Here is a 21622-nt window from a genome sequence, read left to right as displayed (position 1 = left end):
AAAAATTATTTTTTTTTCATTGTCTGATTTTTAGGTGCAATCCCGAAGTTTCGGGACAGAGCGACAAAGGTTCAGAGGCATTAAAATAGGAGGTATTAGATTTTTTTCCTTTGTAACTTTGTACCTTTGAGCCTTTGTACCTATGAGCCTTTGTACCTTTGCAACTCTGACCCTTTGACCCTAAAAAAAATGAAATCAAAATCAATTGCCCTTATTCTTTTTTTATCCTTATTTTTAAACTCTTGCAGTACTGTCGATGATTTATTGAGTTTTAACATTTCGAACCAAGCTTCTATTCAGATAAAAAGTAATTTGCCCATCAATTTACCATCAGAAATTATTACGCCTGACGTTACTACAAATTCATCGGCTGAATTTGCAAATAACAAAACCAAGGCTAGTTTGGTGAAAGATGTAAAGTTGAAATCGCTAAAATTAACGATTACAGATCCTTCAGATAAAACATTTACGTTTTTAAAATCTATTCATTTGTATATCTCCACGACAGATTCTGACGAAATAGAATTGGCTTATCAGGACAATATCAGTTCAACAACAAATATGCTAGATTTAATTTGTACCGATAAAAGATTAGATCAATACATTAAAGCTGATAAATACAAAATCAGAACGCAGGTTACTTTAAAAGAAACACTTACAAAAGATGTAACGGTAAAAGCAGATATGAAGTTTAGAGTGACTGCGGATCCGTTCTAAAAAAGGTTCAAAGTTGCAAAGGGACAAAGGTTCAGAGGTAAACGAAGCGCAAAAACTTTGTCCCTTTATCCCCGAAACTTCGGGATTGTCGCTTTGTACCTAAAAAGAAAAAACTTTGCCCCTTTGTCCCGAAACTTCGGAATTGCAACTTTGTACCTAAAAAGAAAAAACTTTGCTCCTTTGTCCCGAAACTTCGGGATTGCCGCTTTGAACCTTAAAGGAAAAAACTTTGTCCCTTTGTCCCGAAACTTCGGGATTGCAACTTTGTACCTAAAAAGAAAAAACTTTGCTCCTTTGTCCCGAAACTTCGGGATTGCCGCTTTGAACCTTAAAGGAAAAAACTTTGTCCCTTTGTCCCGAAACTTCGGGATTGCCGCTTTGAACCTAAAAAGAAAAAACTTTGCCCCTTTGTCCCGAGACTTCGGGATTGCCGCTTTGTACCTAAAAAGAAAAAACTTTGCCCCTCTGAACCTTTGCAACTTTGAACCTAAAAAGAAAAAAACTTTGTCCCTCTGAACCTTTGCAACTTTGAACCTTCCTAAAACCAATTCTTTTCCTTAAATTTATAAACCCATACCAAAAACAGTTTTTACATCATAACCAGATGTTTATTAAAATATAATCATTTAAGAAAGTAAACTCAACCATAACCAATGTTGTTACAATCTGAATATTAATTTTAAAAATATAACCCATGAGTAAAATAGTTGCAGAACAATTAGTTGACATGTTGGTGGAGGCTGGAGTAAAGCGCGTTTATGCGGTTACCGGCGATAGTTTAAATTATTTTAATGATGCAATACGCAAAAACGGAAAAATAAAATGGATTCATGTTCGCCATGAAGAAGTTGGTGCTTATGCAGCTGCTGCTGAAGCCGAATTGGACGGTTTTGCCGTTTGTGCCGGAAGTTGTGGTCCCGGACATGTGCATTTAATCAATGGTTTGTATGACGCGCATCGTTCACATGTACCTTTATTAGCGATTGCATCCACAATAAATACGGGCGAAATGGGAATGGATTTCTTTCAGGAAACCAATACAATTAAACTCTTCGATGATTGCAGTTGTTACAATCAGATGATTATGACGGCTGAGCAAGCACCCCGAATTATACAAACAGCGATTCAACATGCTTTGGGTAAAAAAGGCGTTGCTGTGATTGGTTTACCAGGCGATGTTTCTGAACTAAAAGCAGTTGAAAGCAATATTTCTACTCAGTTTTTTCATTGTAATCCTGTTATCAGGCCTTCTGATACTGAATTACAACAATTGGCGAAAGCTATAAATGAGAGCACAAAAATCACTTTATTCTGCGGAATTGGGGCCGAAAAAGCACACGATCAGGTGGTGCAATTATCCCAACATATTAAGGCGCCTGTAGGATATTCGTTTAGAGGCAAAATGAGTATTCAACCTAATAATCCCAACGAAATAGGAATGACAGGTTTACTCGGTCAGCCTTCTGCTTATCACAGCATGCACGAATCGCATTTGGTATTATTATTAGGAACTGATTTTCCGTACGATAAATTCATGCCTACAGATAATAAAATTATTCAGATAGATACCAGTTCTGAACGTTTAGGACGACGCGCCAATCTTTATATGGGTTTATGCGGAGATATAACCGATACTATTGAAGCTTTACTGCCTCTTTTGGAAACTAAAACGGATGATAGCTTTTTACAAGCTCAGCTTAAATTCTACGAAAGTGTAAAAGAAAATATGAACATCTACATTAATGATAATGGCGGTGAAGACACTATTCAACCGGAATATGTTGCCCATATTATTGATAAATTAGCCAGTAAAGATGCCATTTTTACGGTAGATACGGGAATGACTTGTGTTTGGGGCGCCCGTTTTATAAAAGGTACGGGAGAACGAAAAATGTTAGGCTCTTTTAATCACGGATCGATGGCAAATGCAATGCCAATGGCAATTGGAGCAGCTCTCGCACATCCTGAAAGACAAGTTATTGCAATGTGTGGCGATGGTGGTTTGTCTATGCTTTTGGGAGATTTGGCAACCATCAATCAATATAATATTCCCATAAAAATTATTGTTTTTAATAATCGAGCTTTAGGAATGGTAAAACTCGAAATGGAAGTAAATGGTCTTCCTGATAACGAAACTGATATGGTGAATCCCGACTTTGGTCTGATTGCTCAGGCAATGGGATTTCAGGGTGTAAATGTTCACAAACCCGAAGACGTCGAAACAGCAATTGAAAATGCACTCCGTCATAATGGTCCCATTTTATTGAATATTTTCACGAATCCAAATGCACTTGCAATGCCTCCAAAAGTAGAATGGGAACAAGTTGTAGGTATGGCAAAATCTATGACCCGTTTAATGTTGGGCGGCAAAATGGAAGAAGTTTTAGATACCATTAAATCCAATTACAAACATCTGAAAGAAGGCATCTAAAAGTTGATTTATTAAATGCAAATAACAAACACAAATTTCACGAATTTACACTAATTATTATTTTGAAATTAATTCCTCAAACTAAGTTTAAGCATTAAGATTGGTGCAAATTAGTGAAATTCGTGTTTAGACTTCACCATTAAAATACACCTTTATGGACATCAATACTCATAAATCATATACTAAATATTACATTATCGCATGGGTATTTGGTCTGCTTTTCTATTTTTTAGATTATGTAGTACGCTCCTCTCCAGCCGTCATGCTTCCGGAGCTTGCGCAGAGTTTCTCAGTAAATGAAATTAGATTAGTAACAATTATCGGAACGTATTATTATACCTATTCTACCTGCAGTTTGATTGCAGGAATTGCTTTGGACCGATTTGGAGCTAAATACTCGCTCTTCGCCGGAGCACTTATTTTAGGAATTGGTTGTTTGTTATTCATGATTTCAAGTCAGTTTAGCGGAGGTACAGGCCGATTATTTCAAGGTGCCGGTTGTGCTTTCGCATTTCCGGGTTGTGTATATCTTGCCAGCAAAGGATTTTCGGCGAAATCACTGGCAACGGCAATAGGTTTTACACAATGTTTAGGAATGCTTGGAGGATCAGCAGGACAATTTGTTGTAGGTCCTTTGATTGAAAAAGGAATGAACATTAATACTTTTTGGCTCTCTATTGGAATTTTTACTATAATCGTTGCATTTGGACTTTGGTTTATAACTCCCGCAAACATAGTCGAGAAAAAGACCGAGGGAATTCAAAAGAAACAAAGTTTACTGGAGCCTTATAAAATTGTTTTTAGCAATCCGCAATCGTGGTTGTGTGGTATTGTTTCGGGATTATTATTTGCACCAACAACCATATTTGCCATGACATGGGCGGTTGATTTTTTTCAAAAAGACCGTGCGTTTGATTTTCATACTGCCACAATTTCGAGTGCAATGGTAGCATTCGGCTGGGTATTTGGCTGTCCGTTGCTAGGATACATTACAGATAAAATAAATAAGCGCAAACCGGTTTTAATATTTGGCGCAGCAATGATGATTGTAAGTTTAATTCAGTTATTGTATTTCCCGGATATACTTCCTGTAAAAATCAGTATGTTTTTACTAGGCGTAGCTTCCGGAGCTGCCATGATTCCGTATTCCATAATCAAAGAAGCGAATCCTGATAACGTAAAAGGAAGTGCTACAGGAGCCATAAATTTTATAACTTTTGGAGTAACAACTCTTTTAAGCCCTTTATTTAGTCGTTTATTTGGACAAACGCTGAATGATACTGCTGATAAAGTGATACATTTTCAGCAAGCAGGTTTATTTTGGATAATCGGAATTTCGATTGCGATTTTAATAAGTTTTATGCTAAAAGAAACTGGCGAAGGAACTAATAAAGTTGAATTTGTAAAAGAGTGAAATAAAATATTAAATAATTTCAACACATTGAAACATAGCTGTTGTTTACTTAAAAAAGGCATTTTACTTTATTTAAAATAATATAGCTGTGAAAGAAAGATATTCCTCTCATCTTCTTTCTACACATAAAAACTATGTTTCTATGTGTTTAATAATTTTTCACGAACTGGGACGGAGTAATTATATCAAATCAACCATAAACAAAAATCCAACAATATTCTGGTTGTATTTTATTCTTCTTTTGTGACTATTATCGAAGCTTTAAAACCTGCCGCAAGATTGTTCCAGTAATCATTGGTAACCAATTGTCCTTTGTCATCATAAACCTGGATTTCGGCAGTGTTTCCGCCTAAAGTACCTATATTTAAAGCTTCAAAATCTAATTTATTAAAGCCATTTGAAAGCACGATTTTTACATCTTTAAAATTAGAATCTAAAAATATCTGATCTCTGATCACCACATCGTTTGAAGATACTCTTACCAAATCGCCATCGATAGCGCCAAAATCACGAAACTTTACAATAAAATACTGTGATTTGGTTTTAAACTCTCCCAGCGAAATATTTTTTTTAACGAGTTCTCCACGACCTTCACGTAATCCCGCATCTTTTAGAGCCTTGTCCAGATCCTTTTCCATTTTGGCAACATAACGATCGCCGGGATTGGCAAAATCAGTTTCAGTAGACATCGTAAATTTGCTTTTCTCCTGTCCGACCTGTAATTGCGATTTTGGTGTAATACTTGTATTATCAAAAACATTTGGTGTTTTAATACTCGGAATATCACTATTATCAGCCTGAGGATCTTTTATTTGGGGAATAGGCGTTTTCTTAGGTTTTGCACTAAATTTTGGTGCAGCAATAGGTCTGAATTTAGTCCCAAATTCAGTTTGCGCTGATACTGTGACAGCTGTAAAAAGTAGTATGAAAAATAAGATGTGCTTCATTGAAAAAGTATTATCGAATCGGCTTTAATAATTTTTATAAAATCTAAGTCTAGCTTCACAAAAATAGCATAATTTAGTTAGGCACTACAACTTTAAGACTATTATAACAATATATTAAGCTAATTTTTGGAATCAAAAAACCTGCCAAAAAGATAGTTCTATAAAATTTTCTTAATCATAATTATAATAAAGATAAAAAAAATCCGACTCATCTTGACAAGTCGGATTACTGAAAAAACTAGAGAATCAAATACAAAAATTATATATACTATTCTAAAAAAATATTGAATTAATCTTTAACAATAACTGCAGTCAATGTCGTAAGATCTAATTTTTTTCCTACTGTGTAATAAAGATGTACAGATTCTGTGTAAGTAACTCCAGTTTCGACATATTCTACATATTGAGTTCTTTGAAACACTTCGCCATCAGTAGTTTTAGCAGTAAATTTTACTGTGAATGTTCCTTGTTCATAAACAAGATAAGACGTTTTCGAAGTATTTTTTATATTAAAATTAATTACCAGATAATCATTGTATAATTGCTGGTTTGTATAGGTTAATGCAAAATCTGCTACATTAAATGCAGTACCATTTGATGGCGCATGATCTTCGTCGTTGCTTGAACTGCAATTTGTCAATAAAATTGACATGCTTAATAAAAGAAAAAGGCTAATTGTTGATTTTAAAAAAGATAATTTTCTCATAATTATAAAATATTATTGTTACTACATTTCTTTATCTTTTTTTAGTTACTCTAAAAAATAGACAATAGTTTATACTATTCAACCACAAATGTAGACAATTTTCTACATTTAAAAAATATTTTGTAAGATTTAGATTAAAAACAAACAATTGTCTATTTTCTTGTAAATCCCTATTCAAAAAATATAAAATTTTGATTATTACCAACTTATTCCTAACTTCAATACCTTAATTCACTTTTATTAAAATGCAGGCATTATGGATTATATCGATTATTATAAAGCATTAGAAATCACAAAATCAGCCACAGAAGCCGAAATCAAAAAAGCATATCGGAAAATGGCTCGAAAATATCATCCTGATTTGAACCCGAATGATAAAGAGGCCGAGAAGAAATTCAAGGAAATTAATGAGGCAAATGAGGTTTTAGGCAATCCTGAGAATCGTAAAAAATACGATAAATATGGAAAAGACTGGAAACATGCTGATGAATTTGAAAAAGCAGGTTACGATCCTAACCAACAACAATATTCGAGACAACAACAAGGCGGAAATCAAAGCTATTCCGGTTTTGAAGGTGGAGATTTTTCAGGAAGTGACTTTTCTGATTTCTTCAATTCTATGTATGGTTCCGGTGGAAGAAGTTCCAGAGGTCAGGCAAAATACAGAGGACAGGATTTTAATGCCGAATTGCAATTAGATTTGGCTTCTGCTTATACAACGCACAAACAGAATTTAACTGTAAACGGCAAAAATATCCGAATTACAATTCCTGCAGGAGTCGAAAACGGACAAATTATAAAGATTCCAAATCATGGAGCGCCCGGTGCAAATGGTGGTCCGAATGGTGATTTGTACATTACTTTTTTGGTTGATAATACTTCTGATTTTAAACGTGAAGGCAATAATTTGTATGCAGATGTTGATCTGGATTTGTACACCGCTATTTTGGGTGGAGAAATTTTCGTGAATACTTTTGATGGAAAAGTAAAAATTAAAGTTCCTGCCGAAACGCAACCCGGAACTAAAGTAAAACTGAAAGGAAAAGGATTTCCGATATATAAAAAAGAGAATCAGTTTGGCGATTTATACATTACTTATACTTTGAAAATTCCGACCAAATTATCAGCAAAAGAAAAAGAATTATTCGAAGAATTAGCTAAATTAAGAAATCATGAATAGTAAAAACTTAATTCACATAAAACAATTTTGTATTTATCACGAAATTGAAAACACGTTTATAACCGAGCTGCACAATTATGGTTTGGTACAAATTATTGTTCTGGAAGAAGATGAATATTTACAACCGGAACAATTACCGGCTGTCGAAAAAATGATTCGTCTTCATTATGATCTTAAAATCAATCTCGAAGGTATTGATGTAATCGCAAATTTATTAGACAAAATCGAAGTTTTACAACAAAATCTTACTACGACACAAAACAAACTTCGACTTTATCAGCAGCATCAGATTGAATAATGTTTTTTTTCGCCACAGATTTCACAGATTAAAATGATTTAATGCTGTAAGTATTTTTTAGCCACGAATTTCACAAATTAAACGAATTAAAATTGGTGTAAATTCGTGTAATTCGTGGCAACAATTTTACACATATAAGATAATCCTTAAAATCATTTTAATCTGTGGCAAAAAAACAAAATCTATTTCTCAAAATATCACAAAAAAGAATAATTTTCAACGTGATTTCAATCTAATTTGGTTCTTTATCAGTTGTATATTTTATAAATTGCAGCGGAATTAACGAACCCGAATTTGTTTTTAAAAATACTAAGAACAATTCAAAAAAAACACAAAAAATGAAAAGAGAAAACATCTTAACAGGATCACCGTGGGAGGACAAAATGGGATATTGCCGCGCAGTAAGAATTGGTAATATTATTGAAGTTTCAGGAACGGTGGCTATTGTTGATGGTGAAAAAGTAAAAGCCGACGACGCTTATGCTCAAACCTACAACATCCTGGAACGTGTTGAAAAAGTATTACAAGATTTGAACGTTGGAATGAAAGATGTCATTAGAACCCGAATCTTTACAACCGATATTACATCTTTTGAAGATGTTGCAAGAGCGCATTCAGCGTTTTTTAAAGATGTAAAGCCAACAACTGGTTTTTATGAGATCAGTAAATTGGTTGCTCCTGAATATTTAGTTGAAATTGAATTTACAGCTGTTGTACAGTAAAAAAAGTCGCCACGAATTACACGAATTTTCGCGAATTATTTTTTTTTCTTTTGCCACAGATTAAAAGGATTAAAAAGATTATGTCTTGTCTATTTTTGAAGCTATTAAATTGATTAAAATTGAAACCATTAAAAGTGGTTTTAAATATTATAAAAGAAATCCTTTCTAATTCATTTAATCTGTGGCAGAAAAAATTCGCAAAAACACCAAGAAATTCGTTAAAATTCGTGAAATTCGTGGCAAACTACTTTCTTTAAATAATTAATGATTTCTCAAACACTAAAAAAAACATTTTTAACAACTTTCAAATGGATCTTGATCTGTGTTTTGATAGGGATTTTGTCCGGATCTGCATCTGCATTTTTTTTAGTTTCTCTGGAATGGGTTACGCAATTTAGAATTCACCACGAATGGATTATCTGGCTTTTGCCTTTCGGCGGATTATTGATTGGATTGAGCTATCATTATTGGGGAGAATCTGTTGTAAAAGGCAATAATTTATTGCTCGAAGAATACGAAAACCCTCAGAAATTAATTCCGCTTAAAATGGCTCCATTAGTCCTTTTAGGAACTTTACTGACACATTTATTTGGAGGTTCTGCCGGTCGCGAAGGTACAGCGGTACAAATGGGTGGCGCAATTGCTGATCAATTTACCAAACTCTTTAAACTGGATAATTCCGAAAGGAAAATTTTGATTATTCTAGGAATCAGTGCCGGTTTTGCATCAGTTTTTGGAACTCCGCTGGCGGGCGCAATTTTTGCTTTGGAAGTTTTATATTTCAGCAAAATCAATCTAAAAAGTGTTATTTTATCATTTTTAGTCGCTTATACAGCGTATTTTACTGTAGAATTCTGGCACGTAAAACATACTCATTATAGCATTCCGATTGTTCCTGAAATTAGTATTCCAACTATAGGTTATGTTATTATAATTGGTATTCTATCCGGTTTTGCAGCTTTATTATTTTCAAGAAGTACTCATTTTTGGGGTTCGCTTTTTTCGAAAAATATAAAATATCCTCCGTTGCGTCCTTTTATCGGTGGGATTGTGCTTGCCGTTGCAATTGCAGGTTTTGGACTTACAAAATTCTCCGGATTAGGAGTTCCCGTTATTGTAGATTCTTTTTCGAATGCAAATCCGTGGTATGATTTTTTGCTTAAAATTCTATTTACAGGTTTTACTTTAGGAGCCGGTTTTAAAGGCGGTGAAGTAACTCCATTGTTCTTTGTTGGTGCAACTTTAGGAAGTGCTTTATCGGTAATAATTCCATTACCAATTGCATTCTCAGCAGGATTGGGTTTTGTTGCAGTTTTTTCGGGCGCGACCCACACTCCTATCGCCTGCACGATTATGGGCATGGAATTATTCGGAATTGAATCTGGAATGTTTATTGCCATTGCTTGTACAGTTGCCTACTTTTCTTCTGGTTCTGTTGGAATTTATAAATCACAGATTGTTAAAGGTGCTAAATATAAGTTGTATCAGAAGTTTCAGAAAAAAGAACTCGAGCATTTATAAACCAATATTTTTTAGAATAAGTAATACTTTTTTTGTAGTATTGTTTTTGCTAAATCAAATCTTACTATAAATGGCTTTCGGATTTCCTGCTTCCTTTTCTCAGCTAACGCCTTTAAATAATTTGCCCTCATCAGCTTTTATTCTGACAACAATAAGTATCTGTAAAAAATTAAATTGGACTTTAATTGGTGTTGCCGAAAACGAAATTTTTGCTGTTTCAAAAAATAAAAAACATACTTGGAACGAAACCATTTCTATTACTATTGAAGAAGAGGGAACTGCTTTAATTACAAGTTCCTCAAATGGAAATCAGTTTTATGACTGTGGCAGAAATAAAAAAAATACCGAATCCTTTTTAGAGCTTTATTTTGAAGAATTAAACGATGCTTCAAATCTAAATTTGGATAGTGATGCTTTTCCTGAGCATATTAAAACAGAACAGCGCAACCTTTCATCTGAAAAAGAAACAGAACAAAATATAACTTCCTTTTATTCTTTTTTTTCCATTTTTATTCCAACAAAAGACTATTTGATTACTCCAATTTTAATCTATTTAAATATTCTGTATTTTCTGGTTATGCTGTATTTGGGAGTTCACTTTTTTTCACCGGAAGTTCAGGAAATAATTGATTGGGGAGGAAATCACGGTCCATTAACTACTGAAAACCAATGGTGGAGATTACTTTCTGCCTGTTTTGTTCCTTTCAATTTTTTACACTTGGTTGTTAGTTGTTTTGCTTTGGCTTATGTTGGCTTACTTTTAGAATCTTATCTAAAGAAATGGATATTTCTTGTCACTTATTTATTATGCGGTATAATTGGCAATTTAAGCAGTTTATATTGGGATAAAGACGTTGTAAGTGCCGGAGCATCTGGTGCTATTTTTGGTATGTACGGTATTTTACTTATTGCGCTTATTTCTAAAACTTTAAAAAAGAAAATAAACATCCTATCATATTTCCAATTGTATTTTTAATTCTTTTGATTGTTTGCTTCAGTTTTACTGATGCCATTAATTATGCTGCATCAATTGGCGGATTTACAACTGGAATTGTATTTGGTTTAGCCCTATTTACCTTTGGAAAAAAACGAAATTATGCAATCGCTTTTATTACTTCTACGGCAACAATTGCAATTGTTTTTTTATACTTTAACTTCAGAAGCTCTCAGGTTTATATTTATCAGGTTATGGAATATCAAAGAAGGATGCAGGAATTCGCCGATATGGAAAACATGGCTTTAGAGGCTTATAGTGTTCAATATGGTAATTCATTTTCTGAAAATAAAGAAAGTACCTTGTATTTAATCAAAGACCGCGGCATTTATTATTGGAATGAAAATATCACTTTGATAAAAGAACTCGATAAATTATATCTCCCAAAAGAAAGTCATGAGCAAAATGAAAAATTAATAGAATATTGCAAATTAAGAATTAGTTTATATGAACTGGCTTATCAAAAGATCCTTGAAAACAGCAGCGCATATGATGAAAAAATGCTTGAACTTAACTTTAAGATCGCAGCTGTTATGAGTAAAATCAATACAGCAAAATCGAAGAAGTAAATTTAAAATGAAAATCTTCTGTCAGTATCAAACAAAATAATTTTACAGACTGATTATCATCAATTAAAATACAAATTATAAAATTCTAAAAACTGAAAATTGCGACTGAAAACCGTGACTGCAACAGCCAACTTATAAAAGTGTGTTAATCTGTAAAATGATTTCAACATTACATTAAAAAAATGTAAATTCGCACACTATGAAAATACAAGATATTCAAGCGATACAATTATTACTCGCAACCCCAAAGAAAATCGCCATAATACCACATAGAGGTCCTGATGGAGACGCTATGGGCTCGACGTTAGGTTTATACCATTTTTTATTAAAAAACAATCATCAGCCAACGGTGATTGCTCCCAATGATTTCCCTGATTTCTTAGCTTGGTTACCAGGCTCAGAAACGGTAAAAATATTCGAAAAAGATACTCAAAACTGTACCAAAATATTAGAAGAAGCTGAGGTGATTTTTACACTTGACTTTAATGCTTTTCATCGCACAGGCGAAATGGAACATACTTTAGCAAAGCTAACAGCTCCATTTATTATGATTGATCATCATCAAAAACCGGATGATTATGCGACTTTTATGTATTCTGATACTACATTTGGATCAACTTGCGAAATGGTTTATAACTTCATTTCGTTTTTGGGCAAAAAAGAAGATCTGGACAAAACAATTGCAACGTGTATTTATACTGGAATTTTAACGGATTCCGGTTCGTTTCGCTTTCCGGGAACAACAGGAAACACGCACCGAATCATTGCTGAATTAATTGATTTAGGAGTTGAGAATACTCTAATTCCGGTTTTATTATTTGATAATAGTTCTTACAGCCGTTTGCAATTATTGGGTCGAGCTTTGCAAAACATGAAAGTTTTTGAAGAACACAAAACTTCTTATACTTCGCTTACTCAGGACGAACTGGATTCTTTTAATTATGTAAAAGGTGATACTGAAGGAATTGTAAATTACGGGTTAAGTATAAAAGGTATTCTTTTTACTGCTATTTTTATCGAAAATAAAGACGAGAAAATCATTAAGATATCTTTCCGTTCGCAAGGAGGATTTGATGTGAATCAGTTTGCAAGAGATCATTTTAACGGAGGCGGACACAGTAATGCTGCCGGCGGAAGATCTGATGTTTCGATGGAAGAAACGTTGGCAAAATTCGAAGATTTAGTAACCAAACTAAAAATATAACCCCATGAAATCCCTAAAACTAAGCATTTATACCCTACTTTTTGCTGTTTTACTGGTTAGCTGTAAACAACATGAAGATGCCAGAAGACCTATTTCGAGAACTTCAGGAACTTTCATGAAAAAATCAGTTGATCGTAACAAAAAAATAATTGCTAATGAAGAACAGGTTATCAAAAAAATAATCAAAAGCAATCCGAAAACTAAATATTATGCCACCAGAAAAGGATATTGGTTTTCTTATGACGAAAGAAATGAAACCGATCTTTCTACGCCTAAAAAAGGAGATATCGCCTATTTTAACTTAGAAGTAAAAGACATAAAAGGCAATATCATCTACTCAGAAGCAGATCTTGGTCCGCAAACTTATTATGTAGACAAACAAGATATTATGATGGGATTACGTGACGGTATTAAACTAATGCACAAAAACGAAACTGTGACATTCTTATTTCCGTCTCATATTGCTTACGGATATCATGGAGACAATAAAAAAATTGGAACGAACCAATCGTTAATTTGTACGGTTACGCTTCGAAATTTTGTACCGGATCCTGATGCGGCAAAAACTGCAACTCCTACAGGACAAACTCCGGCTGCTCAAACTGCTGCGGGACAAACTCCGAAACCTGTTACGCCAAAACCGGCAGCTGTAAAACCAGCAACTCCAGCTAAAAAAGACACTATAAACTAATAAAAAAACATTTTAAACAATGAAAAAAAGTATTTTACTATTACTACTAGCCGTTACCTCATTTTATTCTTGTAAAGACGAACACAGCAATTTGCCTGACGGTTTGTATGCTGACATTGAAACGAATAAAGGGCACATTATTGTTGAATTAGATTATACAAAAGCGCCGGTTACAGTGGCTAATTTTGTAACTCTGGCCGAAGGTAAAAATGAATTCGTAACAAAGGATTATCTAAAAAATAAACCTTTTTATAACGGATTAAAATTTCATAGAGTTATTGAAAATTTCATGATTCAAACCGGAGACCCTGAAGGAACTGGTTCCGGAGATGCAGGTTATAGATTTAAGGATGAAATCACAGATCTTAAATTTGATAAAGCCGGAGTTCTGGCTATGGCAAATAATGGCCCGGGAACAAACAGCAGCCAATTTTTTATCACCCATGTTGAAACTCCATGGTTAGACGGAAAACATACTATTTTTGGTCACGTTGTAGAAAAAGGTCAGGAAGTTGTAAATCAAGTTAAACAAGACGATAAAATCGTTTCTGTAACTATTATCAGAAATGGTGAAGCGGCAAAGAAATTTGATGCTGTAAAAGTATTTCACGATTATTTTTCTGAAATCGCAAAAGAAAAAAGCAAATTTGATGGCGTTCAAAAAGAAAAAGTAGCTTACTACGCTTCTGTTAGACCAAAAGCAACAAAAACAAGTACTGGTTTAGAGTATTTAATTACTGAAAAAGGAACAGGAAAAAAACCTGCTGCAGGAACTCAAATCTACATTCACTATTCTGGTTTCTTAGAAGACGGAACTTTGTTTGATTCAAGTGTAGAAGAAGTTAATAAAGCTTTCGGGAAGTTTGATCCTGCAAGAGCAGAACAACACGGATATCAGCCAATCCCGTTTCAGGCAGGTCGTAAAGACGGTATGATTCCCGGATTTATTGAAGGAATTGAACAACTTTCTTTTGGAGATAAAGCAATTCTTTTTATTCCATCTCACCTGGCGTATGGAGCAACCGGAGCCGGAGGAGTTATCCCCCCAAATGCTAATATTATTTTCGAAATTCAACTATTAGAAAAACCGTAATAATATTCTTATCTTTAAACCGTTATTCCTATACTTAAATTCGAAACACGATGAAATTTAAATTTCTATTTTTATTTTGCCTTGCAATTGTAAATATTCAGGCACAAACGACTAAAAAACCGGTTACTAAACCCAAACCTGCGGCAACAACAAAAGTTGCTCCTGCAGCAACCCCTAATGAAGGTATTTTTGCTACTATTTCAACTAAACATGGAAACATTGTTTTAGTATTAGAATATGTAAAAGCTCCTGTAACAGTTGCAAACTTCATCTCTTTGGCAGAAGGTAAAAATCCTTACGTAAAAGTTGAAAGTTTAAAGGGAAAACCTTTTTATGACGGATTAAAGTTTCATAGAGTTATCAAGGACTTTATGATTCAAGGCGGAGATCCTCAAGGAAATGGTTCAGGAGATCCTGGATATTCCTTTAAAGATGAGTTTGTTCCTGAGTTAAAATTTGACAAAGGCGGAGTTTTAGCAATGGCTAATTCAGGACCTGCAACAAACGGAAGTCAATTTTTTATCACACATAAAGACACACAATGGCTTAACGGAAAACATACTATTTTTGGTCATGTAGTTTCTGGAATGGATGTTGTAAACAAAATTGCTCAGGATGATGTTATTACAAAAATCGTTATTACACGCAAAGGCGCTGCAGCCAAAAAATTTGATGCTGTAAAAATTTTCTCTGAGGAATTAAAAAAACTGGAAACTCAAAAAGCGGAAAGTCAAAAAGTCGTTGCAGAAAAAGCCGCTTCTTTTGCAAATGCAAAAGCAACCGCGACCACAACTGCATCAGGTTTAAAATATGTGATTACTAAAAAAGGAAATGGCGTAAAACCAACTGAAGGATCTACAATTTACTTTCACTATGCAGGTTATTTTGAAGATGGAAATCTTTTTGACAGCAGTATGGCAAGTGTAGCAAAAGCTTATGGTAAATATGATGCTAATAGAGACGCTCAAGGCGGATACAAAGCTTTTCCATTTACTGCAGGTAAAAAAGACGGAATGATTCCTGGTTTTATCGAAGCATTAGATATGATGACTGATGGAGAAACAGCTACCTTCATTCTTCCTTCAAATTTAGCTTATGGTGCAAATGGTGCAGGAGGAGTAATTCCGCCAAACGCTACTTTGATTTTCGAAATCGAAATGTATCAAAATCAACCTGTTGTAAAATAAAACAAAGGTTATTTTATCTTATATAAAGCAAACCCATCAAAATTTAGATTTTGATGGGTTTCGTATTTTTAACTATTCCATAATTATATCAAATTCACAATTTTAAGATATAAATCACCTCTAAAACCGTAGTGACAATAATGTTTATGATTATTTTCTATTAATTCCTAAACAAAATAGCTTATCTTTGCCGGCTTTATTTTTTTAATCTAAACAAGTTAAGATGTCACAAAACAACGTATTAAAGGGAGTATTTTTAGTTGCTATAGGAGCTACAACTTACGGAATGTTAGCTACTTTCGTAAAAATGGCCTATGATGAAGGATATACTACCGCCGAGGTAACAACATCTCAATTTATATTAGGAATTATTGGTATTTTACTAATAAATGCGTTTCAGAAAATTAAGCATAAAAAGAATGTTGTAAAGGCAACTCCAAAAAATATATTTAGTTTAATGATTGCCGGAACTTCGTTAGGAATGACAAGTTTGTTCTATTACTTGGCTGTAAAATACATTCCGGTTTCTATTGGGATTGTTTTATTAATGCAAACCGTTTGGATGGGCGTTTTGCTTGAAATGTTTTTAGAAAAAAAATTACCTTCAAAACAAAAAGTGATTGCTGTAATTATTGTTCTTATTGGTACTGTCCTGGCAACTAATATCATTCATAATGATATCCAATTAGATTGGAGAGGTATTGCCTGGGGAGTTCTTGCTGCTGCATCTTTTACTACAACTATGTTTACGGCAAATAGTGTTGCTACCGAAATTTCATCTGCTCAACGAAGCTTATACATGCTTTTGGGAGGATCTATTATTGTGTTTTCATTTGCATTTGCAACTCAAATAACACCTTTTAACTTTGAGATTTTCATGAAATGGGGAATTATCTTAGCTTTATTTGGTACAATCATTCCTCCAATGTTAATGACAGCAGGTTTCCCGTTAACCGGAATTGGATTGGGAAGTATTGTTTCTGCACTTGAACTTCCTGTTTCTGTTATGATGGCATATGTGTTATTAAACGAAGAAGTTATCTTCTCACAATGGGTTGGAATCGTACTAATTATTTTGGCCATAATTATTATGAATGTAAATTTCAAGTCTAAAAAATAGCTCAATTTGCGATACACGAAAAAAAAGCCTATTGTAATGTAATAATTGTTAATTTTTTTATAAATTCGTGATAAACAATAAGATATCATGAATCTACCCTGGCATTTATATTTAATGGCTTTTCTTTATATAATTGCCGGACTTAATCATTTTAGAAAACCGGGAATGTATATCAAAATCATTCCTCCAGCATTCAAAAACCCTAAATTAGTAAATACTTTAAGTGGAGCTGCCGAAATAATTTTTGGTATTCTTCTGCTGTTTCCTCCTACAAGTCATATAGCAGCATGGGGCATCATTGCTTTGTTAATTGCTATATTTCCTGCCAATTTATACATGTTTCAAAATAAAAAAGCGAGTTTCGGCTTGCCAAAATGGATTTTATTTGTACGTTTGTTCGTACAGATTATTTTAGTGTATTGGGCATACCAATATACCTTTTAACATTAACCATTAAAATTATTTTATTATGAAAAAATTATTTGCAGAATTTTTCGGAACCTATTGGCTTGTTTTCGGAGGTTGCGGAAGCGCTCTTTTTGCTGCCGGATTTCCTACTCTGGGAATTGGATTTGCTGGTGTCGCTTTGGCATTTGGTTTAACGGTACTAACAATGGCCTACGCCGTTGGACACATTTCCGGCGGGCATTTTAATCCTGCTGTATCTTTTGGTTTATGGGCCGGAGGAAGATTTCCGGCAAAAGACTTGTTGCCTTATATTATTTCGCAATGCATTGGTGCACTGGCAGCTGCGGGAACATTATTTATTATCTGGTCCGGTAAAGCAGGAAATGTTATTGATAATACTAAAGCCGGAGCTTTTGCTTCAAATGGTTTTGGCGCTTTCTCTCCTGATGGTTATTCTTTACAATCTGCATTTATAGCTGAATTTGTTCTAACCTTGTTCTTCTTATTAGTAATTCTTGGAGCAACTGATAAATTTGCAAACGGAAGATTTGCAGGAATCGCTATCGGTTTGGCCTTGACCTTAATTCACTTAATCAGTATTCCAATTACCAATACTTCCGTAAACCCTGCCAGATCATTGTCACAAGCGATCTTTGCCGGAGGAGAACCTTTATCTCAAGTTTGGTTATTTTGGTTAGCACCAATTTTAGGAGCAATTGTCGCAGGATTTATTTATAAAACATTATTGCAAAATCACGCTGAAGCTTAATCCCCAATTATAAACCAAATCATAACTAATAAAACATATCAACTATGGAATTTTTATATTTCTTACTTATAGGCGCCATTTCAGGATGGTTAGCAGGTCAAATCTGGAAAGGTGCCGGCTTTGGATTACTTGGTAATATCATCGTTGGAATTGTCGGCGGAATTATTGGTGGCTGGATTGCCGGAAGACTGGGAATTGGCGGCGGCGGACTTCTATGGCAAATTATTATAGCCGTTGGAGGTGCCTGGGTATTACTATTTATAATTAGTCTCATAAAAAAAGCCTAAATACTTTTGTAAGTAACATCATTTTAAAAGAGAAAATCTAATATATTTATATTTGATTTTCTCTTTTCTATTTTATTATAAAACCAATTATTATGAATGAAGTAATTGCTTATTTCAGCACAATTCCCTCTTCACATCGAAGTTTAATTTTGGTTGGAGGAATAACATTTTTTTGGATCGTAGAAAATACCTTTCCCCTATTCCAGATGCAATACAAAAAATGGCATCATGCGGGAATTAACTTTTTCCTGACACTGACTACCATTATAATCAATTTTTTATTGGCTTTTATCCTAATCAAAACAGCATATTGGGCAACTGAAAATCATTTTGGAATTTTACAATGGCTTCCGGAAATTCCAATTTTACTTTATACGCTAATTGGATTGCTCTTATTGGATTTAATCGGTGCTTATTTGCCTCATTATATTCAGCATAAAATAAAATTTCTGTGGCGTTTTCATATTGTTCATCATACCGATACCTGGATTGATACGACAACCGCCAACAGACATCATCCGGGCGAAAGTGTTATTCGTTTTGTGTTTACAACTCTTGGGGTTTTGATCGTTGGAACGCCAATGTGGATGGTTTTTTTATATCAGACTTTATCAGTTATTGCGACACAATTTAATCATGCTAATATTTCGCTGCCAAATAAACTGGATATTTTTCTGAGCTATTTTATTGTTTCTCCCAATATGCACAAAGTCCATCATCATTATGTTGTTCCTTATACAGATAGCAATTATGGAAACATATTTTCAGTTTGGGATCGGCTTTTTGGTACCTTTACGACACTATCCAAAGACAAATTAATTTATGGAGTTGATACGCATATGATGCCTGAAGAAAATAATAAATTGAAAAATTTATTGAAAATTCCGTTTCAAAAATCAAGATCCATAAAAAACAGTTAAAAACAATAAAAAAAACGCACCTGATCTTACCAAGTAATTATTTTTTTTATTAATATTGATACTTAAATTGAAAATCAATCTATTAATCATTAACCTCTATTTTGAATTAATTTTCACGTGATGAAAAAGAGTAACCGCAAAGAATTGAATTGGGAACAAACGGAAAAACTTGTTTCGTTAGCTTTAGAAGAAAAAAATCCATTTGAAATCATTAAAAAAGAATTTGGATTGGCAGAAAAAGAAATTCTGGAAATCATGAAAAAGAAAATGCCTCTTGAAAAATTTGAGATGTGGAAAAAGAAGGCCATTGCTAATAAACCAAAACCAAAACCAGTTAAAATAGATGATTTTGATGAAGATTTGGATGGTAAATATTATATAAAAAACAAACTAGACTAAGACAAAACTCCTGTGCTTCAGGAGTTTTTTTTATATTTTTAATTTCTTGTAACTTTTTTATCTTTTGTATGTCAAATACAAATAACTAAACTTATTTAAATGAAAAAAATACTTTATACCTTAGCTCTTGCAGTGACACTCTGGAGCTGTAAAACAGGGAGCTCTTCGGGTGCTGCAAAAAGCAATGTGGTAGAGGTCAACATTAATCTTGTAGATGTAAAGGACGATAAAGTTCTGGTAACGGTTACTCCTCCACAAATAAAAACAGACGAAGTTATTTATAGTATTCCAAAAACGGTTCCGGGAACTTATTCTACGGATAATTATGGTAAATACTCTGATAGTTTTCAGGCTTTTGATGCTAAAGGAAATGCCTTAACGGTAAAGAGAATTGATGACAACTCATGGTCAATTTCAAATGCAAAAACATTAAAAAAAGTTACTTATTTGGTAGGCGATACATTTGATACCGAAAAAGGAACCGGATTTGGTAACGACGATGTGTTTTCGCCAGCAGGAACAAACATCAATGCAGGAATCAATTTCATGGTCAATACGCATGGTTTTGTAGGTTATTTTCAAGATAAACTAGAAGTTCCATACAAAGTTACCATTACACATCCTGAAACACTTTGGGGAGCAACGTCAATGACTGATGAAGATGCAAGCAAAACAAGTGATGTTTTTACAACATCCCGTTATGCGATTTTGGTTGAAAATCCAATTATGTATTCCAAACCGGATTATACTACATTTAATGTAAACGGAATGGATATTTTAATCGCTGTTTATTCTCCAACAGGAAAATTTACAGCAGAAAGCATCACTCCGGAGATGAAAACAATGATGACGGCGCAGAAAAACTTTTTAGGAAAAGTAAATGCTACCAAAAAATATACGGTTTTAGTGTATTTATCATCTATGGCAAAAGACGACGCACATGGTTTTGGAGCTTTGGAACATCCAACTGCAACAACTGTTGTTTTACCTGAATCTATGCCAAAAGAAAAATTAGTAGAAACTATGAAAGATGTAGTTTCTCACGAGTTTTTTCATATCGTAACTCCATTAACTATCCACTCAAAAGAGATTCAGTATTTTGATTATAACGCGCCAAAAATGTCAGAGCATTTATGGATGTATGAAGGTGTAACAGAATATTTTGCAAATCTTTTTCAAATCAATCAGGGTTTAATTAACGAAACCGAATTCTATACTCGTATTGCTGATAAAATCGAACAATCAAAAGCGTTAAATGATACCATGTCATTTACGGTAATGAGTAAAAATGTTCTAGAGCAGCCGTACAAAGATCAATACTTAAACGTGTACCAAAAAGGTGCTTTGATCGGGATGTGTATTGATATTATCATTAGAGAAAAAAGTAACGGAGAAAGAGGAATTCTTGATTTAATGCATAAATTAGCTAGTGAATATGGCATTGAAAAACCATTTAATGATGAGGAACTTTTTGCAAAAATCACTCAATTAACGTATCCTGAAGTTGGTGAATTTTTGAATAAATATGTGGCTGGAACAACTCCAATTCCTTATGATTTTTATTTAGCAAAAGTTGGCGTTGGTAAAGCTTCTGAAAAAGTTCCCGGATCAATCTTCATCAAAGGACAAACTCCATATATTGGTGTTGATAAAACAACTAAAGTAATAAGTGTTCGTTCTGATGTTGATTTGAACGTATTTTTTACAAATTTAAATCTTAAACCTGGTGATGCAATTGTTTCTGTAAACGACAAAGCGTATAACTTAGACAATATTTATGATTTGATTACGGAAAGTGAAAATTGGAAAGAAAACGATCCTATTACGTTTAAAATAAAACGTGCCGGTGCTGAGCAAACTATTAAAGGAACTGTGAAAGTGCCATTTGAAGAAAAAGAAACTTTTAAAGTAATTGATCCTTCAAAAGAGAAACTTAAAAATGCATGGTTAAAAGGATAATTTCTTTTAATTAATAACATAAAAAAAAACCGACAAGTGATTGTCGGTTTTTTTTATTCTCCTTTTTGTCAGAAATGACAATATTG

The 21622-nt window shown here is 33.7% G+C and carries 23 protein-coding genes; 21 read left to right on the top strand and 2 right to left on the bottom strand.

What is annotated here, in order from left to right:
* Window positions 1–189: 189 nt before the first annotated feature.
* The 4 genes from EAH81_RS09830 (at window position 190) to EAH81_RS09815 (ending at window position 4562) form a co-directional block, all read left to right on the top strand.
* On the top strand, window positions 190–717 hold the full coding sequence (locus tag EAH81_RS09830; protein WP_140506415.1) for a hypothetical protein: 528 nt from the start codon (window positions 190–192) through the stop codon (window positions 715–717).
* Between the two features lie 57 nt (window positions 718–774).
* Window positions 775–1233, top strand: a complete 459-nt coding sequence (locus tag EAH81_RS09825; protein WP_161595802.1) for a hypothetical protein — start codon at window positions 775–777, stop codon at window positions 1231–1233.
* Window positions 1234–1411: 178 nt separating this feature from the next.
* Window positions 1412–3148 (top strand): thiamine pyrophosphate-dependent enzyme, encoded by a 1737-nt coding sequence (locus tag EAH81_RS09820; RefSeq protein ID WP_140506410.1) that lies wholly within the window; start codon window positions 1412–1414, stop codon window positions 3146–3148.
* A gap of 154 nt (window positions 3149–3302) precedes the next feature.
* Window positions 3303–4562: an MFS transporter gene (locus EAH81_RS09815; protein ID WP_140506408.1), complete on the top strand. Its 1260-nt coding sequence runs from the start codon at window positions 3303–3305 to the stop codon at window positions 4560–4562.
* Between the two features lie 230 nt (window positions 4563–4792).
* Here EAH81_RS09815 and EAH81_RS09810 read toward each other — a convergent pair whose 3' ends face one another.
* Window positions 4793–5509: a hypothetical protein gene (locus EAH81_RS09810; protein WP_140506405.1), complete on the bottom strand. Its 717-nt coding sequence runs from the start codon at window positions 5507–5509 to the stop codon at window positions 4793–4795.
* 289 nt (window positions 5510–5798) lie between these two features.
* Window positions 5799–6215, bottom strand: a complete 417-nt coding sequence (locus EAH81_RS09805) for a hypothetical protein (protein WP_140506402.1) — start codon at window positions 6213–6215, stop codon at window positions 5799–5801.
* Between the two features lie 256 nt (window positions 6216–6471).
* Between EAH81_RS09805 and EAH81_RS09800 the strand changes: the two genes are divergently transcribed.
* The 17 genes from EAH81_RS09800 (at window position 6472) to EAH81_RS09720 (ending at window position 21536) form a co-directional block, all read left to right on the top strand.
* Window positions 6472–7395 carry a DnaJ C-terminal domain-containing protein gene (locus EAH81_RS09800; RefSeq protein ID WP_140506399.1) on the top strand — a complete coding sequence of 308 codons (924 nt, stop codon included), beginning with the start codon at window positions 6472–6474 and terminating at the stop codon, window positions 7393–7395.
* Entirely contained in the window at window positions 7388–7693 is a 306-nt protein-coding gene (locus EAH81_RS09795) for a chaperone modulator CbpM (RefSeq protein WP_140506397.1), read from the top strand. The genes EAH81_RS09800 and EAH81_RS09795 overlap by 8 nt, the downstream gene beginning before the upstream one ends.
* Before the next feature lie 338 nt (window positions 7694–8031).
* Window positions 8032–8415 carry a RidA family protein gene (locus EAH81_RS09790; protein WP_140506395.1) on the top strand — a complete coding sequence of 128 codons (384 nt, stop codon included), beginning with the start codon at window positions 8032–8034 and terminating at the stop codon, window positions 8413–8415.
* 264 nt (window positions 8416–8679) lie between these two features.
* Window positions 8680–9936, top strand: a complete 1257-nt coding sequence (locus tag EAH81_RS09785; RefSeq protein WP_140506392.1) for a voltage-gated chloride channel family protein — start codon at window positions 8680–8682, stop codon at window positions 9934–9936.
* Between the two features lie 70 nt (window positions 9937–10006).
* Window positions 10007–10912, top strand: coding sequence for a rhomboid family intramembrane serine protease (locus EAH81_RS09780; protein WP_140506390.1), 906 nt, complete (start codon window positions 10007–10009; stop codon window positions 10910–10912).
* A gap of 5 nt (window positions 10913–10917) precedes the next feature.
* A complete protein-coding gene (locus tag EAH81_RS09775) occupies window positions 10918–11499 on the top strand; it encodes a hypothetical protein (RefSeq protein ID WP_140506388.1) in 582 nt (193 codons plus the stop codon).
* Between the two features lie 199 nt (window positions 11500–11698).
* Window positions 11699–12703, top strand: coding sequence for a DHH family phosphoesterase (locus tag EAH81_RS09770; RefSeq protein WP_140506386.1), 1005 nt, complete (start codon window positions 11699–11701; stop codon window positions 12701–12703).
* A 4-nt stretch (window positions 12704–12707) separates the two neighbouring features.
* On the top strand, window positions 12708–13394 hold the full coding sequence (gldI, locus tag EAH81_RS09765) for a gliding motility-associated peptidyl-prolyl isomerase GldI (RefSeq protein WP_140506384.1): 687 nt from the start codon (window positions 12708–12710) through the stop codon (window positions 13392–13394).
* 19 nt (window positions 13395–13413) lie between these two features.
* Entirely contained in the window at window positions 13414–14487 is a 1074-nt protein-coding gene (locus EAH81_RS09760; RefSeq protein WP_140506382.1) for a peptidylprolyl isomerase, read from the top strand.
* 50 nt (window positions 14488–14537) lie between these two features.
* Window positions 14538–15674, top strand: a complete 1137-nt coding sequence (locus EAH81_RS09755; protein ID WP_140506379.1) for a peptidylprolyl isomerase — start codon at window positions 14538–14540, stop codon at window positions 15672–15674.
* A 223-nt stretch (window positions 15675–15897) separates the two neighbouring features.
* Complete coding sequence (locus EAH81_RS09750) at window positions 15898–16794, top strand: EamA family transporter (RefSeq protein ID WP_140506377.1); 897 nt, start codon at window positions 15898–15900, stop codon at window positions 16792–16794.
* An 87-nt stretch (window positions 16795–16881) separates the two neighbouring features.
* Window positions 16882–17238 carry a DoxX family protein gene (locus tag EAH81_RS09745; protein ID WP_140506375.1) on the top strand — a complete coding sequence of 119 codons (357 nt, stop codon included), beginning with the start codon at window positions 16882–16884 and terminating at the stop codon, window positions 17236–17238.
* A 25-nt stretch (window positions 17239–17263) separates the two neighbouring features.
* Entirely contained in the window at window positions 17264–17971 is a 708-nt protein-coding gene (gene aqpZ, locus EAH81_RS09740) for an aquaporin Z (protein WP_140506373.1), read from the top strand.
* Between the two features lie 44 nt (window positions 17972–18015).
* Window positions 18016–18258 carry a GlsB/YeaQ/YmgE family stress response membrane protein gene (locus EAH81_RS09735; RefSeq protein ID WP_140506371.1) on the top strand — a complete coding sequence of 81 codons (243 nt, stop codon included), beginning with the start codon at window positions 18016–18018 and terminating at the stop codon, window positions 18256–18258.
* Window positions 18259–18350: 92 nt separating this feature from the next.
* Window positions 18351–19178: a sterol desaturase family protein gene (locus EAH81_RS09730; protein ID WP_140506369.1), complete on the top strand. Its 828-nt coding sequence runs from the start codon at window positions 18351–18353 to the stop codon at window positions 19176–19178.
* 120 nt (window positions 19179–19298) lie between these two features.
* Window positions 19299–19577 (top strand): DUF2805 domain-containing protein, encoded by a 279-nt coding sequence (locus tag EAH81_RS09725; RefSeq protein WP_140506367.1) that lies wholly within the window; start codon window positions 19299–19301, stop codon window positions 19575–19577.
* Window positions 19578–19676: 99 nt separating this feature from the next.
* The gene (locus tag EAH81_RS09720) at window positions 19677–21536 is read left to right on the top strand and encodes a peptidase M61 (protein WP_140506364.1); all 1860 of its coding nucleotides are present in this window, start codon (window positions 19677–19679) and stop codon (window positions 21534–21536) included.
* The last annotated feature ends 86 nt before the right edge of the window (window positions 21537–21622 follow it).

This window comes from Flavobacterium pectinovorum (assembly GCF_006438875.1).
Taxonomy (GTDB): Bacteria; Bacteroidota; Bacteroidia; order Flavobacteriales; family Flavobacteriaceae; genus Flavobacterium; species Flavobacterium pectinovorum_A.
This window is presented reverse-complemented; position numbering and strand designations above follow the sequence as displayed.

Coding starts and splice junctions, on each gene's coding strand:
- EAH81_RS09830 (WP_140506415.1), top strand. CDS start 190: ATGAAATCAAAATCAATTGCCCTTATTCTTTTTTTATCCTTATTTTTA.
- EAH81_RS09820 (WP_140506410.1), top strand. CDS start 1,412: ATGAGTAAAATAGTTGCAGAACAATTAGTTGACATGTTGGTGGAGGCT.
- EAH81_RS09815 (WP_140506408.1), top strand. CDS start 3,303: ATGGACATCAATACTCATAAATCATATACTAAATATTACATTATCGCA.
- EAH81_RS09810 (WP_140506405.1), bottom strand. CDS start 5,509: ATGAAGCACATCTTATTTTTCATACTACTTTTTACAGCTGTCACAGTA.
- EAH81_RS09805 (WP_140506402.1), bottom strand. CDS start 6,215: ATGAGAAAATTATCTTTTTTAAAATCAACAATTAGCCTTTTTCTTTTA.
- EAH81_RS09800 (WP_140506399.1), top strand. CDS start 6,472: ATGGATTATATCGATTATTATAAAGCATTAGAAATCACAAAATCAGCC.
- EAH81_RS09795 (WP_140506397.1), top strand. CDS start 7,388: ATGAATAGTAAAAACTTAATTCACATAAAACAATTTTGTATTTATCAC.
- EAH81_RS09790 (WP_140506395.1), top strand. CDS start 8,032: ATGAAAAGAGAAAACATCTTAACAGGATCACCGTGGGAGGACAAAATG.
- EAH81_RS09785 (WP_140506392.1), top strand. CDS start 8,680: ATGATTTCTCAAACACTAAAAAAAACATTTTTAACAACTTTCAAATGG.
- EAH81_RS09780 (WP_140506390.1), top strand. CDS start 10,007: ATGGCTTTCGGATTTCCTGCTTCCTTTTCTCAGCTAACGCCTTTAAAT.
- EAH81_RS09770 (WP_140506386.1), top strand. CDS start 11,699: ATGAAAATACAAGATATTCAAGCGATACAATTATTACTCGCAACCCCA.
- gldI (WP_140506384.1), top strand. CDS start 12,708: ATGAAATCCCTAAAACTAAGCATTTATACCCTACTTTTTGCTGTTTTA.
- EAH81_RS09760 (WP_140506382.1), top strand. CDS start 13,414: ATGAAAAAAAGTATTTTACTATTACTACTAGCCGTTACCTCATTTTAT.
- EAH81_RS09755 (WP_140506379.1), top strand. CDS start 14,538: ATGAAATTTAAATTTCTATTTTTATTTTGCCTTGCAATTGTAAATATT.
- EAH81_RS09750 (WP_140506377.1), top strand. CDS start 15,898: ATGTCACAAAACAACGTATTAAAGGGAGTATTTTTAGTTGCTATAGGA.
- EAH81_RS09745 (WP_140506375.1), top strand. CDS start 16,882: ATGAATCTACCCTGGCATTTATATTTAATGGCTTTTCTTTATATAATT.
- aqpZ (WP_140506373.1), top strand. CDS start 17,264: ATGAAAAAATTATTTGCAGAATTTTTCGGAACCTATTGGCTTGTTTTC.
- EAH81_RS09735 (WP_140506371.1), top strand. CDS start 18,016: ATGGAATTTTTATATTTCTTACTTATAGGCGCCATTTCAGGATGGTTA.
- EAH81_RS09730 (WP_140506369.1), top strand. CDS start 18,351: ATGAATGAAGTAATTGCTTATTTCAGCACAATTCCCTCTTCACATCGA.
- EAH81_RS09725 (WP_140506367.1), top strand. CDS start 19,299: ATGAAAAAGAGTAACCGCAAAGAATTGAATTGGGAACAAACGGAAAAA.
- EAH81_RS09720 (WP_140506364.1), top strand. CDS start 19,677: ATGAAAAAAATACTTTATACCTTAGCTCTTGCAGTGACACTCTGGAGC.